The 16,945-nt window shown below is 37.4% G+C and carries 11 protein-coding genes; 9 read left to right on the top strand and 2 right to left on the bottom strand.

The window, feature by feature from the left end:
* Positions 1-104 precede the first annotated feature (104 nt).
* Complete coding sequence (locus tag JET18_RS05145; RefSeq protein ID WP_202089542.1) at positions 105-1,391, top strand: hypothetical protein; 1,287 nt, start codon at positions 105-107, stop codon at positions 1,389-1,391.
* Between the two features lie 62 nt (positions 1,392-1,453).
* Here the strand turns inward: JET18_RS05145 and JET18_RS05140 are convergent, their stop codons facing one another.
* Positions 1,454-2,107 (bottom strand): porin family protein, encoded by a 654-nt coding sequence (locus tag JET18_RS05140; protein WP_202089541.1) that lies wholly within the window; start codon positions 2,105-2,107, stop codon positions 1,454-1,456.
* 98 nt (positions 2,108-2,205) lie between these two features.
* Between JET18_RS05140 and JET18_RS05135 the strand changes: the two genes are divergently transcribed.
* The 6 genes from JET18_RS05135 (at position 2,206) to JET18_RS05110 (ending at position 12,682) form a co-directional block, all read left to right on the top strand.
* Positions 2,206-2,790: a hypothetical protein gene (locus JET18_RS05135; protein WP_202089540.1), complete on the top strand. Its 585-nt coding sequence runs from the start codon at positions 2,206-2,208 to the stop codon at positions 2,788-2,790.
* 497 nt (positions 2,791-3,287) lie between these two features.
* A complete protein-coding gene (locus JET18_RS05130) occupies positions 3,288-4,850 on the top strand; it encodes a T9SS type A sorting domain-containing protein (RefSeq protein WP_202089539.1) in 1,563 nt (520 codons plus the stop codon).
* Between the two features lie 7 nt (positions 4,851-4,857).
* Positions 4,858-7,677, top strand: a complete 2,820-nt coding sequence (locus JET18_RS05125) for a hypothetical protein (protein WP_202089538.1) — start codon at positions 4,858-4,860, stop codon at positions 7,675-7,677.
* Positions 7,678-7,682: 5 nt separating this feature from the next.
* Complete coding sequence (locus JET18_RS05120) at positions 7,683-11,342, top strand: DUF6443 domain-containing protein (protein ID WP_202089537.1); 3,660 nt, start codon at positions 7,683-7,685, stop codon at positions 11,340-11,342.
* Positions 11,343-11,344: 2 nt separating this feature from the next.
* The gene (locus tag JET18_RS05115) at positions 11,345-11,866 is read left to right on the top strand and encodes a hypothetical protein (RefSeq protein WP_202089536.1); all 522 of its coding nucleotides are present in this window, start codon (positions 11,345-11,347) and stop codon (positions 11,864-11,866) included.
* A gap of 131 nt (positions 11,867-11,997) precedes the next feature.
* Positions 11,998-12,682, top strand: a protein-coding gene (locus JET18_RS05110; protein WP_449507487.1) for an IS1 family transposase whose coding sequence is annotated in 2 segments (ribosomal slippage) — positions 11,998-12,131 and positions 12,130-12,682 — 687 coding nt in all. Because the reading frame shifts where the segments join, the coding sequence is not laid out codon by codon here.
* A 264-nt stretch (positions 12,683-12,946) separates the two neighbouring features.
* Here JET18_RS05110 and JET18_RS05105 read toward each other — a convergent pair.
* Positions 12,947-13,969: a 3-oxoacyl-ACP synthase III family protein gene (locus tag JET18_RS05105; RefSeq protein WP_202089535.1), complete on the bottom strand. Its 1,023-nt coding sequence runs from the start codon at positions 13,967-13,969 to the stop codon at positions 12,947-12,949.
* Positions 13,970-14,042: 73 nt separating this feature from the next.
* On the opposite strand from JET18_RS05105, the gene JET18_RS05100 reads away from it, so the two are divergent.
* A complete protein-coding gene (locus JET18_RS05100) occupies positions 14,043-14,942 on the top strand; it encodes a magnesium transporter CorA family protein (protein ID WP_202089534.1) in 900 nt (299 codons plus the stop codon).
* Between the two features lie 396 nt (positions 14,943-15,338).
* Positions 15,339-16,925: a patatin-like phospholipase family protein gene (locus JET18_RS05095; RefSeq protein ID WP_202089533.1), complete on the top strand. Its 1,587-nt coding sequence runs from the start codon at positions 15,339-15,341 to the stop codon at positions 16,923-16,925.
* The last annotated feature ends 20 nt before the right edge of the window (positions 16,926-16,945 follow it).

The raw sequence follows: 16,945 nt of genomic DNA, 5'->3' as shown, positions 1-16,945 counted from the left end.
TACAGTCTATATTAATGATATGAGTGAACAAGGGAACAGTTTAAAAACTGCTCCCAATTGTTCAAATCTCATACTGGTCGAAGCCAGTTTGACACAATAAGTTTATGGTTGATAATACTAAGTTTATAATATATAAACAGGAATTAATAAACAGATTACTGAAACATCCTGATTTTATAGAATGTAGACCTAAAACAAACAACTACGACTCTTTAAAACACAAGGACTTTGGGACAAAGCTTAGTTTGGATTTTCGAAAGGTTATTAAAAAAGGAGTACTTCTTGGATATAGACAATTAGAAATCAATACAAGCCCTCATTATCATTTCAACCAATACAGACACAATGGAAATGATTTCACGCCTGAAAACTGCATTAAAACAATTATTGATATTCTTTCTTATTTAGGAATTGATGCGGTAGAATATAGAGAACTGGAAGTATGCAATATTGAATTTGGGTTAAATATTATTCCTGAAATTGATATTAAAAACCTTATTGATGGCTTATTACTTTATAAAAAAACGCCTTTTAAAATTGGAGATTTCCAGTATTTCAAAAAAACGGATGCAACAACTTATAAACAGATAAAGGCATACGCCAAAGGTTTACAGTTCGTAGAAATTCCAAAGTATGGAATTGATATAAATACATTTCGATTTGAAGTTAAAACCAAACAAGCTAAGAAAATAAAAATGTACGGAATATTAACAGCCGATGATCTGATAACGCCCAAAAACTATCCAAATCTGATGCAGGAAATTATTAATGAGTGGGATCACATTCTTTTAATAAACCAAAGAGCGGATTTTAGCAAGTTAAATTCAGCTGATATGGAATTTGTCCGCAATGCAGAAATATTTGATTTTTGGGGCCGTTTAATCATAGAAAAACACCGTAATACATTTAGCTGTAATAAGGTAAGATACTATAAAATATTGCAAGGGAAAAACAACGTACACCAGCGCATTAAAAATCAAATTATCGATAAGTTATATTCATTTTCAAAATGTGCAGATTCCACACAGCAAACATCGATAAAAAAAGGAAAAGATAGTTTTAGTAAAACACAGTCCCCACTGATAAACTTGGAATCTGCACAATTGAACACTTGCATGGTAACAGGTTTAGATATTTCAATGCAGAGAAAAAACAGTTTTTATTTATGTCTTACGGGTTTGAGATATTACAGGGAAAATGCGCCGGATCAATTTGAATTATTGGAAAGGAAATATTTGACAGAAAAAAGAAAAAGGTTAGAAAGGGATGAAAAACTGTACTACATTGCGCACAATATCCGCAACGCTTATACTAACAAAGTTCACAATCAAAAGAGCTTCGAAAAAAGAAACTACAGCCCGAATCAGTTACAGTTTAATTTTAGAACCTAACAAAAAGTTAACATTTGAATCTAATTTATTCTATTCTTAGTCTGAGTTTGTTAGCTAACTCTTTATTGTTTTTTAAATCTATATACTATACCGAATTGAAAAACATTATTTTTGATGGCATCAGAACCAGACGGACGATTGTAAATATCGGTTAAACCTGCAACATATCTTGCGGTAATTCCTATATTGTCTGTAACGTAATAACCAGCACCAAAACTAATTCCGAAATTAAATGTTTTGAAAAATTCTTTATCGATGTCTATTGTTCTTTTTTCTTGAGCAATTATATTAATCCCAAATTCGGGACCAACTTCTACATATAAATTAGGAATTATGCTATACTGAACCATTATCGGAATTACAATATATCCTAAATTCGTTGTGTATGTCGCTTTTTTTCCGATAAGTAATGGATCGTATCCATCTTCCGTATTAATTAAACTGAAATCATATTCTGTTTTATATCCATATTGACTAAAAAGTAATTCGGGTTGAATGCTGAAAGATTTTGAAATTGGAATATTAACGAATGTACCTGCGTTAAAACCAATTCTTGATTTTTGATTCAAATAGCCAAATGACTTGTCTGTTGCATTTGAAATATTTAAACCACCTTTCAAACCATAGGAAATTGAACCGTTTTGAGAATTACTTGTGTTTTGAGCATTTAAAAATAATGCAAGTTGAATTGCACCTGCAAACAACATTTTTTTCATAATCGTTAATTTGGCACAAATATAACTTTTCACTATGAAACTATTTTACGGGATTCCTTAATAATTTAGGTTTCGAAAATTAGACGTAAATTTAACATATGGGAAGATACGCGACTTTTCCGATAACGATCGAAGACTTAAGATTTTTAGATCTTAAATTTTTATCTAAACATCACTATTTAACACCTAACTCTATACAATCAGGAATTATAACATGGAGTAATAAAACAGGTGATAAAAACAGTATTTCTGTAAATAGTAGTATAGATAATGATAACGGGATTTTAACATTGAATTATATTCTCAACAATGATGAAAAAATAAATTATCAAATAAAACTCATTTCTAAAACCTCCAATTTAGGAAAAGGGCTAGTTTGGTTTTTCATTTGTCCCTTTACGGGGAGATATTGCCGTAAATTACACCTGATCAATGGCTATTTTCAACACAGAACAGCAAATCCTAATTTAATGTATGAAAAACAAATTGAGCCGAAAATATGGAGGGTATGGAATAAGGCATTCGGAGCGGAATTTAACGACCATTTATATTTTGAACTTCACAAAAAATATTTTAAGAGGTTTTATAACGGGAAAATAACAAAACGATACGCCCGGATAAGAAAAAAATTAAATCAGAGAGATGAAGTAGATTTAAAAGAATTGGAGAAGTTATTTTCCTAAGAGTATGCATAATGATTATTACATTCTTGAAAATATTTTTATCTTCGTAGCTATAATTTCAACGAAAACAAAAGCGTAAGCTGTTATTTGGGTCAGAGAAAACCGCTAATTTTCCTCAAGCAAACCTTAAATGACAGACTTGCGCCTGTGTTCCTATACGGGTACGGGCGGGGTCTTTCTGGTCTTTTGGGTTCTTCGCAGTACCTCTAATACAGATTGACTTTTGCTCCGTGCCTTTCTTTATATTATAGTAGAAATATTTGAGATTTATCGCGCCTGCGATCATTCGCGATTAAATGCGACATGCTTTGTCGCACCTCTGTAATAGCTTTGCACTAGAGACAAAATAGAATATTAACAATTAAAAACAACACATGATGAAAAGACTTTGTTTATCGGGGTAAATAGGAAACCTCTATACATTACCGTTAAAATTTACGCCTTTGTTAGCTGAAAATCAGAATATAAACTTTAAATTCGCGCAAAAAATAACAATTATGAAAAAAAATTACTTAAGTGCACTTGTCTTGTGTGTATTTCAGGGTGTGTCAGCTCAGGAAACAAACGTTCTCTGGCAACGTGATATTAAATCCAGTACTCAGGATTTTCTAAGCCAGGTTACCACAACCCTTGACGGACAATACCTCATCACAGGCAGCAGTATCAACCCTTCGACGGGCTCAGGGGCTGGGAAACAAAACAACGGTTATGATTTTCACCTGGTAAAATTAAATCAGCAGGGCGAAGAGGTTTGGGAAAAATATTTCTCAGGACAGAACCATGATTATCTTTCCGCTTCTGTGGCTACCCAGGAAGGAGGATTTCTCATTGCAGGAACCTCCTATTCAGGAAAAGGTTTAGATAAAAAAGAAGATTCCAAAGGAGGCTCGGATATATGGTTGATTAGAATCAATGAATTTGGTGATGAACTCTGGCAGAAAACCCTGGGAACTTCATCTAATGAAGAGGCTCGCGCTGTGGTACAAACTACCGATATGGGTTTCTTTGTAGCTGGTAATATTCAAGGGGCTGCTAAAGGGTATGGCTCTAAGGATGCCCTTATTATTAAACTCGAAAAAAATGTGAAAGAAGTCTCCCAGCTTATTTTAGGCGGAAAAGGTTTAGATGAGGTGGAGAAAATGATTCCAACACGGGACGGAGGTGTTTTGGTTGGGATATATTCCAGAAGTAACCTGGGCGGTTCAAAGAAAACCGAAAACTACGGAGAAGGGGATTTCTGGATCGTAAAGATTTCAAAAGATAATAAAGTAGAATGGGAAAAAAACTTTGGAGGTAAAGCGGATGACCATCTAAGAACGCTTGCATTAACATCCACAGGTTATTTAATCGGTGGAGAATCCAGAAGTACAATTTCCGGCAATAAAACGGTAGAGATCAAAGAAGGTACCGATCTGTGGTTGATTTCTTTAAATGAAAGAGGCGAAGAGATCTGGCAGAAATCCTACAATTTCGGGAACAGGGATATTCTGATGGGAGCAAGTGTGATTCAGAGCCAGGATCGGGGAGCCAAGAACCAAGATTTTACAAAAGGAATTTTACTGGGAGGATATACCCAAGCCGAGGGACGTATTGAGTCTGATGATGAAAAGTTTTGGATGCTGTATCTGGATCATGATGGTAATGAGCAGTGGAGAAAACATGTCAAAGGAGAATCTGCCAAAAAAGAGGAACGGTTATCAGATATTAAGCTGAACAGAGACGGATCTATTATCCTTGCCGGAACCAGCGCAGAAGAATTAGGAAAAGAGAACTGGAAGATTGTAAAGCTGGGTGACAGTCAGATAGGTAAGCTGATTGAAAAACAAGACATTAAAATCTATCCAAATCCGGTTTCAGACTATGCTTATGTAGAAATTGGCTTTGATTTCAAAGAGGCGGACATCCTGTTGTATGACATGGGCGGAAGACAGCTTCAGAGCCTGAAAACTAAGAATAAAGTGACGAAAATAAATACTCAGAATTTAATTCAGGGAGCTTATCTGGTGACGATAAAAACAGACACGAACAAAACGGCTAGTGCCAAATTAATTAAGAAATAAAACAAAGATGAAAAAAATATACATGTGCCTTATCAGTCTTGTAGGCTTAAATCTTACTTTACAGGCACAGCACCAGTTTCAGGGAGTTAATTTTGGAGATAGTTCCAATCCGGTTCCTTCCCTTACTTCTCTTGCTGATTTTACGGATAATCCGCCGTCATTGGCATTGGGTATCCCGGAAATTTCGATACCATTACTCAGCATTTCAGGATATGGAGGTTCAGGTTTTGGCTTGCAATTGAGCTATAATCCATTGAACGTTTCTCAGGATGAGCCTGCGGGAGAATCCGGAGCAGGATGGTCTATTTTCAAAGGCGGGGTGATTTCCAGAAAGATCAACGGAGGTTTATTGGATGAAGCATTTCAGAATACGGCTAATCCTCATTATGAAAAAAATGCTTTTGATGATGAATATTATTATAATCTTCCGGGATTTTCAGGGAAGTTTAAAATAGAAAGAGATACCGTACAAAACACCTTCAGAATTGTAGATCTTTCCCCTTTGAACCATGTGAAAATAGCTTATACCAGAGACAGCAACACCGCTACATTGGTTGTTGATTCCTTTACCATCACCGATGACGATGGCAGCATCTATTATTTTAACGACTATTCTACAGCGGTAGGCTATGATAGTTCTTATGAAAGCAGAGGACTTTGGGGACTGGAATACAAATCAGCTTTTTTCCTTACCCGCATCACGGGTGCTGATGGGGTAGAAGCGGCTAATTTCACCTATCAGAAAACCACCAAATACGACACTGATAATGCCACGCTGCTTTATAAAAGCTGCCATCTTCAGAAAATTAATACCGCATCCGGGAATATTGAGATCGTTTATGACTACGACCAGGCCCTGGAGAAAACCATGAATGACCCTTACAGCATTAAAAAAGTACTGCTGAATAATTTTTATGGGAAAGCTGCAGAGTATGCTTTTGAATATTCTTATCCTATTCCACCTTATCCTGGAAATGCTACCCATAAAAGAAGGCAGCTGGATAAAATAAAGAAAATGGACGGGCAGAATGTTATTGAAGAGACCGCAATGCTTTACAATCCTCTCAGTTTGGAAGCTCCGGCAAGTTCACCATGCTATGGAAGCGGGATCATTAGTCCTCCGGGAATCCTCAACAAAATTATTTATCCAACAAAAGGGACGACAGAGTATGTTTACGAAAGCTCAGATATTTATGCCAATATGAATTCTGAGGCTTATCTTGAAGGTTTAAAAATGGACTACATCAATTCCTGTATTCAGCATAAAGAGACATTTTTTACTTTTGACTTTAAAACAAGAGAGACCTTAACCTATACTTTTACAATCCCTGGTGATCCCTCAAAGAAGATCCCTTTCTGGGTGAATTACGCAGAAATTTACACACCCGATGATCCGGGAACGGGAGAACCTGTTCTCCTACCTCCGGTACCCGAAAATAAACGGATTAATTATACGCTGAAAAGAGGGAGTGAAGTCCTTACAACCAATCAGAAAGGAGGGCATGTAAGGTTTTATAATTATCCCGGACAGTATACCGTCACCGTCAATGTTCCATTAAGGCATGGAGAAGTTTCCTTTGATCTGCAGGAGCTTAAAACAGTTCCCGGCCCTTACCGGAATGCAGGTTCACACGGATCATACAGAATTCGTTCCATTAAAAGGTTTAATGGTATCAACAGCAGCACTCCTATAAAAGAAATTTCATACAAATATGATGATTTTGCCATTTCCAACACTTCAAGCGGCTATACTTCCCGTGACAGTAAAGTGATGTTCAAAAATGTAAAAGTAACGGACGGTTCGGGAAACGGATATGCAAAATATTATTTCAAGCTCGATAAGGATTATCCATCGTATCAGACGACGGTAAATGGTAATACGGTTGAATTCCAGCCTTATTACAACCTTTTGAGATCAGGAATCCTGGAGAAAAAGGAAATGTATAGTGAAACCAACCAACTTCTGGGAAAAGATGATTATCAGTATACATTTGGGATCGCAGACAATCAGGATTATCAGACCGATGAAGGTTTTTATTCCAAAACTGCATTTATCAGCCAGACAAAGAGTACTTCCACAGCTTATCCTTCCGGATCTGCAGCCTCTTTTCTGCAAACTTCAAGTGAAAATAATGTAAGATCGGATAATTACAAACCTTCCTCTTCAAAAACTACTGCTGTAGACGGAACAGTGACGGAAACTTTCTATAGGTATGCCCAGGATAAGAACCACACGAAACTTCTGGCGGCTAATATGACAGGAGTCCTGCTGGAAACAGAAGTTAAGGAAGCGGGTAAAACCATCGGGAAATCTGAAACCAAATTCGACAATTTCTCCAATGTGTATCCGAGTTCTGTCATCAGCTATAACAGGCAGACCCAAAGTCCTTTTCCCGCTTCTACACTGGATGTTTATGACGATAAAGGAAATCTTGTTCAGGTAACCGGGAAGAATGGAGTACCAACAACAACTATTTGGGGATATAATAAGACCATGCCGATTGCTGTGATTTCAGGGGCATCTTATGCCCAGGTATCATCCCTTGCCACAGTGACAGCTGCTATAAATGCATCCAATGCAGACCGTGAAAATCCGGCTAATGAGCCTGCGTTATTGCTGGCTCTGGAAAACCTGAGAAAAGATCCGGCTCTGAAAAATTTCGGGGTTACGGCAACCACTTATGATCCTTTGATAGGCGTTACCCAGTCTATATCAGCCAATGGCATCAGAACCGTCAATATTTATGATAAAGCGGGCCGATTGATCCAGGTAAAAGACACCGATGGAAAAGTATTGCAGGAGAACCAGTATAACTACAAACACTAAAAATCATGAAAAAAATAATTATAGCATTCCATATATTGTTTGTAGCGGGGCTTTCTTTCGCTCAAACGAACCTCAGTACATCAGAAAATTACATTTATACCAAAAACTGTCTGGATGGAGACTGTACTAAAAAATCAGAATCTGTGCAGTATTTTGATGGATTGGGAAGACCCGTACAGTCAGTGGCCATTAAAGCGACTCCGCTTGGAAGAGACGTTGTGGTTCCTATAGAATATGATTCCAAAGGAAGACAGGCCAAAAGCTACCTTCCGGTTCCTCAGCCGGGCACAGCAAACGGAGCGATCTATACCAATCCGCTTGCGAATGCAGCATCTGCCGGGTATGGAAACGAAAAGATCTATTCCGAAAAACGCTTTGACGACCTGTTTACCACAAGGGTGAACCAGGTGGTTCCGGTGGGAACGGATTGGTCCCAGAAACCTTCCAATATGGCTTACGGTACCAACGCATCTGGTGAAGTAAAGAAATATGAGATCACGACGACATGGATAGAAGCGAGAACGAATTCCGCCATATCATTTTCTGGCTCTTATGCTGCCAATCAGCTGATGAAAACTTCCGTGACCGATCCGGATGGCAATATAGCCACGGAATTCAAAAACGGTAAAGGGCAGACCATTCTGGTACGAAAAAATGACGGCACCCAGAATGTAGATACTTATTATCTGCACAATGAATATGGTCAGCTGGTGTATGTGATTCCGCCATTGGCTGTAGGGGCTTCAGCTCCGGATCAGACGACGCTGGACCAGCTGTGTTACCAGTACCGCTATGACGGGCTGGGAAGACTGGTAGAGAAAAAAGTTCCGGGAAAAGGCTGGGAATATATGATATACAATAAGGCAGACCAGTTGGTGATGACCCAGGATGCTAATCTTAAAGCCAAAAATCAATGGATACTGACTAAATATGACCAATTTGGAAGAATCATTTTAACTGCTCTTACGAATAATACAGCTACAAGGCAGAGTCTCCAAACCAGTATTACCAATGATACGTATACATTCGAGATGCGGACTGTTGGCTCCTTTACGATAAGCGGAATGCCTGTCTTTTATACCAACAGGTCTCTTCCGGCCAGTCTGGTACAGCTTTTAAGTCTTAATTACTACGACACGTACCCATCTTACAGTTTCAATCCTGCTTTTCCTTCCACCATAATGGGAGAGCCTGTTCTGACCGATATCCAGAATGCTTCCGTAAATACCCAGGCAATGCCTACGCTAAGCCTTGTAAAAAATATAGAAGATGATAACTGGACCAAAAATTACGTCTACTACGATAAAAAAGGAAGGGCAATAGGAACATACAGCATTAATCATCTTGGAGGAACCACCAGAACAGAATCAGAAATAGATTTTGCTGGAGTGATAAAACAGACGAAGGTGTATCACAAGAGGCTGAGCACTGATACCGAAAAGGTGATTACCCAAAGTTTTGATTTTGACAGCCAGAACCGTATTTTAAAGCACCGTCATCAGGTAGACAGCAATCCTGTAGAACTCCTGGCAGAAAATACCTATAATGAGCTTTCCCAGCTTTCCAATAAAAAAGTAGGCGGCGGGCTTGAAAGCATCGAATATCAGTATGACATTCGTGGGGCACTCATCAAAATTAATGATCCCGCTGCATTGGGAACAAAGCTTTTCGGGTATGAAATGAAGTATTTTAATCCTCAGAATACTACGCAGGGCACTACAGGAAAATACAATGGCAATGTAACGGAAGTAATATGGAAAACCGCTACAGATGAGGTTTTAAGACAGTATAATTACCAGTATGATGCCCTGAACAGGCTTAAAAAAGGAATTTATTCTGAGCCGGGAGCTTCTGTTCCGCAAAACGGGCTCTTTAATGAAACCTTAGCGTACGACCTGAACGGAAATATCACTTCCCTCCAGAGAAACGGGAAAGGAGATTCAGGAGCACAGCTTATTGATAATCTTACCTATACCTACACGGGAAACAGGCTTAATACGGTTGTGGATGACTCAGGGAATTACAGCGGTTATCCAGATAGTTCAGGAACTCCTATTTCCTATGATGATAACGGGAATATGAAAGATCATAAGGACAAAGGTGTTTTACAAATAGATTATAACTTTTATAATCTTCCGGACAAAATAACTTTTGATAAGACTTATCGTGTTCGAAATTTAGTAACAGGAGGCATCACAAATCATAATGTAACGACAAACTATACTTTTAAAGCAGATGGTACAAAATTGCGTAAAGTGTATAAATATGGCGGAGAAATGTTTATTGGCGAGGTTTCTATTTCTACGGATTATCTTGATGGATTTCAATATGAATCTGAAACAGCTACAAGCCCTTTTGTTTTGAAATTCGTTCCTACTGCTGAAGGCTATTACAATTTTGAAAATAATAAGTATATTTACAGCTACACAGACCATCTGGGAAATGTACGTTTAAGCTACTCGAAAAACGCAGCTGGCAGCAAAGAAGTTCTTGAAGAAAATAATTACTATGCATTTGGTTTAAAACATGAAGGCTACAATGTTTTATTAGGAAACCCAGCTTATAATTACGGATACAATGGCAAGGAGCTTCAGAAAGAATCCGGCTGGAGTGATTACGGAGCAAGAATGTATATGGCAGATATTGGCAGATGGGGCGTAATAGATCCATTGGCTGAAACAATGAGAAGATATTCTCCTTATAACTATGCCTTTAATAATCCTGTAAGCTTTATAGATCCGGATGGGATGAAGCCGATGAATAGGCTGAAAATGGCTGGGGATGGATTTGAGAGAACGGATGTAGATTACGGGAATGTGAATCCAAACTGGATAGGTTTAGGTAATGCTGGAGGGCTTGAATCAGGAGGATTTGGAGGAGGAAGCAGCTATGCTATTTTATCGTCATTGGGTAGCTCAAATGACTATCTACTCGACGAAATTAGAGCTGCTTGGGCCGGTAGAGATCAACCTATATTTTCCAGTATAAATAATAATGGTGATCTTGTCTGGTGGACAGGGGCTGCTACTCAGACAACTTATACGGTTGGTAATGACATATATGGTGAGGGTGACTTAGGGCTTGCACATGTGATAGGTCTCTCTAATTCTAATGGACCAGAGATTAGGCAATCTTACCATAACTTTAATCCTTACAAACCTGATAATACACCTGAATGGTATGCATTTGGAGGACGTGCAAACTGGGGATTTGGCGCTGCAGCATTAGGGTTAGAAAAGCTTTCAGGACAAACGAGAGTTACCTCTGTAGGGAAATCTATTAAATTATATCGTATTAATGCCAATGGAAATGTTTTCATTAAAAATCAATATGTTAAAACTGTGGGGCTAAATAAAGTAGGAAATGTGTTAGGTAAAGTGTCCTTTTGGGCAGGCGCTGCAATGGATGCTAAAGGTGCATATAATTATTATTATAACCCAACATCAAGTAATGTGGTACACCCGGCCAAGGCAGGATTAAATACTGCTGTAGGAGCATATGCAACCTGGGTAAATCCGGCTGCTGGTATTATATATTTTGGTGTTGATGCTTTTTATCCAGGAGGTTGGGAAGGCTACGGAAATGACTATCAAAGCATACAGACTCAAAATGCAGCTATTATTCCCGGTTTTATAACAGCGCCTTACGGTTCTCAAAAATTTTAATTATGAATAGTATTAAACTAGGCTATTATTATATCTTTTACAGATTATATAAAATGTCTGAAGCCGCGCCTTCAAAATGGTTAAGTGATTGGAAAGCAAGTATGGCTTTAGGATTATTAGAAATGTGGTTCCTAATATCAATATTGATTTATTATAGAGTTTTTACTAATTCATCTTTAGATATTTTGGGAAACAATATATTTTGGTTTTTGATGGTAATAATGTTAACTCTAATCGATTATTTTGCTTTTCATAACAAAAATCAATGGAAAAATATTGTTGTAGATTTTGATAAACTATCCCCCAAAAAAAATAGAATATATGGTATTATTGCTTGGAGTTTTATTTTACTTATAATTATCAATACAATTTTTTCATACTATTGTTTAGATTTAAAAGCCAGAAGAGATCAAATAGGCCCTTATGCACCAAGCGTTGTAGCTAAGAAAAAATTTGAAGACTCTTTACAAAAAGCTCAACAAATTGAAAATCTTAAAAAAATATATGGTGAAGATAAAAAATAGAGGTAATATTTCAAAAATATTGGTTTTCTTTATTGATCGAACTTAACGAGAAATAATAAATAATAATTTTATAGAATAGAGTGATCATTTGGTCACTCTATTTGTTTTTTTAATAGAAAATTGGAGTCCTTATGCAGTTAAAAGTTTACTCATGCGTAAAATGTGTTGGTGATGATTTTATAAAATATGGCAAAACTAATTATGGAAAGCAACTCTATCAATGCAAGTTCTACAAAGCCATAAGTGTTTTATATTCTTATAATAGCTTATAAAAAGGACATCAATACAAAGGTGATTCAGCTAACTAAAGAAGACATGGGGATAAGAAGTGTTGCGAGAATATTAAAAATTTCAACAACTGCTTTACTTAAAATAATTATTGCAATTGCCAATAATATCGGTCAATCTCTTATTCCATATTATCAAACCTATGAATTAGATGAAATGAGATTTTTCATCGGAGGAAAATCTAATGTAATGTGGCTGGTATATGATATTAATAAAAGTACCCACGAGATTGCTGGTTTTTATATTGGCAGGAGAAATAGCAAAACGTTAAATTCTGTTGTTAAAACTTTGATCACTCCTAAAGCTAAAAAAAATTATCCCGACAAGCTCAGAAATTATCAATATTTGATCTCAAAAGAGATTCATAGTACCAAAAGATATGGAACCAACAGAATAGAAAGGAAAAACCTTAGTATCAGAACTCATGTAAAAAGATTAAATAGGAAAACGATTTGTTTTAGCAGAAATATTTTAATTTTGAATTCTATTTTAAAAATATATTTTTGGATTGAAAGAAAAAATCTTTGAGCTTTTAAAAATTAAGGTTTTGCCACTAGTTGACACAAATATAGGCACTTTTGAAATTTCAAATTTAATAACTATTTGAAAATCAATATATTAAATCAATTACTTCACATACGTTCAGCATGACATTGCTACTACTTCATGCTTTTTGTAAAATGGCATCAACGATCCATTGAAAAATTTACTAATGTACTTCACGAAGCATTTTTAAAACTAAAAAAGCAACAGATCAACAACAGTTTTTGCCGTTTCAACTTTTAGCTCAAATTAATATTCAAAAAGAACACTTCCCCACGTAAATCCGCTTCCGAATGCCGAAAGCAGTACCAGATCTCCTCTATTGATCTTTCCTTCTTCAATAGCTTCACTTAAAGCGATAGGAATAGAGGCTGCTGTAGTATTTCCGTATTTCTGGATATTATTGTGGATCTTCTCATCCGGCAGACCGAATTTCTGCTGTACAAACTGAGCAATCCTAAGATTCGCCTGGTGAGGAATGAACATATCAAGGTCTTCAATGGTTTTTCCTGCTTTATCCAAAGCTTCCTGCATCGTTTCCGGGAATCTTGTTACCGCATGCTTGAATACAAAGTTTCCGTTCATGATCGGATAGACTTCTTTGTCCGTTACGTTTTCCGGTTCTTTTCTCATCCTGTCGCTCCATCCGTATTTGGAACCTGGGAACTGAGTACACAGTTCATCGGCATATTTTCCTTCAGAATGCATATTAACCGCTAAAATATCTCCTGCATTTTCATCTTCTGTTGCAGAAAGTACGATGGCTCCTGCCCCGTCTCCGAAGATGACAGAAACACCTCTTCCTTCATCGGAAAAATCCAGCCCGAAAGAATGGATCTCCGCTCCTACTACCAGAATATTTTTATAAGTCCCGGATTTGATAAAAGCATTGGCAACACTTACCGCATACACAAATCCTGAACACTGATTTCTTACATCCAAGGCACCGATGGTATCACAACCCAGCATATCCTGAAGCAAAACACCGCAGCCCGGGAAATAATAATCCGGAGAAAGCGTCGCAAAAACAATATAATCGATATCCTTAGCTGTCAAACCTGCTTTTTCAAGAGCCTTTTCAGATGCTTTGAATCCTAAATAGGCAGTGGTCTCCTGAGAATCATTTCTGTTTTTTCTGTGTCTTCTTTCTTTGATGCCCGTTCTCTCCGTAATCCACTCGTCATTGGTAGTCATCAGTTTTGCTAAATCATCATTGGTAACAACATTATCTGGAACATAAAATCCGATCCCTTTTATTGTACTTTTAATCATATAGTTTTTTTAATTTTGGCAAAGATAAAATTATTTAACACATAGTTTTTCAAAATATTAGTATTTTTATTATATGCCAATCGATACGATATACAGAGATTCCCAGTGTGAATGGGTAGATGTAGAGTCTCCCACTCCGGAAGACCTGAAATTTCTTCACGAAAGATACGAGATCAACAACCTTCTTCTGGAAGATACGATGGATCCGAACCACCTTCCAAAGTATGAAGAAGACGGCAATGTAAAGTTCTTCCTGCTCCGTGAAAGTACCGAACTGGAAAGGAAAAACCTTAACACCATCAGCGACATCAGCACCAAAATAGGGATCTTTCTGCTTGAAAATACGGTGATCACCATTCACAGGATGAAAACCAGAAGTATTTCCGAAACGAAAAAACAGCTTTCTACCATGCAGACTGAAGTTTCCACTTCAAAAATTGCTTTAATGATTGCCCTGCTGGTGATGAAAAGCTTTGATGATGAATCGATCAGTCTTCTGGAAACCATGGATAATATTGAAAACGAGATTTTCCTTAAAAATACAAACCATACCAATCAGATCAGAAGATTATACAAGCTGAAAAGAAAATCGGGACTGAATTCCCGCGTACTCGTTATTTCCACGGATGCGGTTGATAAATTCAAGCTGCTGAATCTTCAGGATTCCGAGATCGTGGATTTAAAAGATAAGCATAAAGACGTTGTGGCGGATTTTGATCATTTAAATATCCAGATCACCAACCTTATTTCCATGTTTCTTGCTCTTTCAGACCAGAAGGCGAACCAGGTGATGAAAGTGCTGGCTATTTATTCGGTATACTTCTTACCAATTACCTTTATTGCAGGCCTTTACGGGATGAATTTCGACAATATGCCTGAACTGCACCACAAATACGGCTATTTTATTACCGTAGGCGTTATGGCATTGGTGGTGATCTGCACCTTTATTTATGCAAGGCGTAAACAGTGGTAAGAAAAGAGGGAAAACCCTGAAGATCGGGTGAGAATTTGTTTTTAACTTTAAAGAGTATTTAAAACTGGTTCTTTGTTGGTTTTCGCAAAGACGCAAGAAATTAAAAATGTTTATGTTGTTAAGGCGCAAGAAAATCAAAGATTTTCAGCAATTTTTTCATGGGATATGTATGAAAAAAACTTTCGCCATTGTGAACCTTCAGGTGAAGCAATCTCAGATTTACGAAACAATAAAATATTTTAGAGATTGCTTCATTGCATAGCTCCTCGCAATGACGGTATACAATTTTATCTGAGATAAAATCCTAGCGCCTTAAAAACAGTTTAATATAATAAAAACTTTGCGCCGTTGCGTTAACCAACAAAGGCAAAGGCAAAAACAAACACCAAACCAACCATGAAAACTGAAACCCTGAATAAAATTCTTGAGGAAGATGTACTTTCCCGGGAATCTAAAGAAAAGCTCTCCGCACTGCATGAAAATATTTCAGGCAGGGAATTTTCTGATCTGCTGGATGCACAGGGAAACCAATATGTGGAATTTGTTCAGGAAGGAGGCGGTGTCTGGGGAAGTGCGCTGGTGGGTTATCTTTATGGACTGGAAATCTTTGGACTCCGTTTCCTGAAAGTGGCAGGAACCAGTGCGGGAGCCATCAACACGATGCTTATCGCCGCCTGTAAAACGAAAGAGGAAGCTAAAAGTGAAGTGATCAAGGAAATTCTTTTCAGCTGGAATTTTGCAGATTTTATGGACGGAAAAACGTATGTGAAAACAACCATCCATGCGATCCTGAACAATAAGGATTTTTTTAAGATCAATGCCATCATCGCGGCGGTCATTATGGTGATTCTGGTCATTATTCCTTTTGCAGCACAGCCTGAAACAACACTGAGTGCCAAGCTGCTTTTCCTGATTCCATTAATTCCTGTGGTTATTGCTTTTTTCTGTATCAAAAAATTTTACAACGACTTCAGGAAACAGAACAGTGGATTTAATCCCGGAAATACATTTTTAAGCACGATGCAAGACGTTCTGGATGGTTTCGGAATCAAAACGGTGGCTAATCTCAATGAAAAATTCATTCAGAAAGAGCATGGCCTTCATCTTAATTACCGTTATGGAAATTCGCAGGAATATTATAGTATTGCGCTAAAAAGCATTGAAGCCATTAAGGATAAAAATCTGGAGCATATTGATCAGACACGATACAGAATATTCTACGAAAGTGCTGTGAATAATGATTATTACAAAAACAACCCGTTTTACCAGCTCCGCTCGGAATATATTGTGATTACCACCGATATCAATGCCAAAATAAAGGTGGAACTCCCTACGATGGCCAATTTATATTGGTCTGAAGAGGAACTGAAGCACATCAGCCCTGCGGAATTTGTGAGAGCTTCAATGTCGGTACCGTTCTTTTTTGAACCTTTTCAGAAGAGAATCAATAAAGATGACGATTCTGTGAAATATGCCTGGAAGTTCTGGATGAATACGAAACCGGAAGACATCTACCCTGCCGGCCTGTTCATAGACGGCGGAAGTATTTCCAATTTCCCGATCGATATTTTTCATGCCAGCGATGTCTTTTATCCAAGGATGCCGCTTTTCGGGGTACAGCTTACCAGTGATTCCGATCTTCTTTCCGAGAAAGGAAAAACCAGCGAAGAAATTCTCAAAACGCCTTTTTCTTATGCCGGAAATATCATCAGCACTTTAAAAGGCTTTAATGATAAATCATTCCTTACAAAACACAGTTTTTACCGTCTTTACAGCATCCAGACCGTCAACTGCGGAACGAGCAGCTGGCTGAATTTCTTCATGAAAAAAGAGGAAAAAGAGGATCTTTTCAACAGAGGATTCCAGGCAGCTCTGGATTTTCTCAACCAGTTTGACTGGGAGAAATATAAGTATGAAAGGATGATGCTTTCAATGAAGGAGAAAAAAATCCTTAAAGAGGAGGATACGCCTACGGTGGGATAGGGAAATTTATTAAACATTAA

It is taken from the genome of Chryseobacterium endalhagicum, assembly GCF_016745235.1.
GTDB classification, from domain to species: domain Bacteria; phylum Bacteroidota; class Bacteroidia; order Flavobacteriales; family Weeksellaceae; genus Chryseobacterium; species Chryseobacterium endalhagicum.
This window is presented reverse-complemented; position numbering and strand designations above follow the sequence as displayed.

Bases quoted from the DNA above. Each gene is read 5' to 3' on its own strand.
- JET18_RS05145 (WP_202089542.1), top strand. From the start codon at position 105: ATGGTTGATAATACTAAGTTTATAATATATAAACAGGAATTAATAAAC.
- JET18_RS05125 (WP_202089538.1), top strand. From the start codon at position 4,858: ATGAAAAAAATATACATGTGCCTTATCAGTCTTGTAGGCTTAAATCTT.
- JET18_RS05115 (WP_202089536.1), top strand. From the start codon at position 11,345: ATGAATAGTATTAAACTAGGCTATTATTATATCTTTTACAGATTATAT.
- JET18_RS05100 (WP_202089534.1), top strand. From the start codon at position 14,043: ATGCCAATCGATACGATATACAGAGATTCCCAGTGTGAATGGGTAGAT.
- JET18_RS05105 (WP_202089535.1), bottom strand. From the start codon at position 13,969: ATGATTAAAAGTACAATAAAAGGGATCGGATTTTATGTTCCAGATAAT.
- JET18_RS05095 (WP_202089533.1), top strand. From the start codon at position 15,339: ATGAAAACTGAAACCCTGAATAAAATTCTTGAGGAAGATGTACTTTCC.
- JET18_RS05120 (WP_202089537.1), top strand. From the start codon at position 7,683: ATGAAAAAAATAATTATAGCATTCCATATATTGTTTGTAGCGGGGCTT.
- JET18_RS05130 (WP_202089539.1), top strand. From the start codon at position 3,288: ATGAAAAAAAATTACTTAAGTGCACTTGTCTTGTGTGTATTTCAGGGT.
- JET18_RS05135 (WP_202089540.1), top strand. From the start codon at position 2,206: ATGGGAAGATACGCGACTTTTCCGATAACGATCGAAGACTTAAGATTT.
- JET18_RS05140 (WP_202089541.1), bottom strand. From the start codon at position 2,107: ATGAAAAAAATGTTGTTTGCAGGTGCAATTCAACTTGCATTATTTTTA.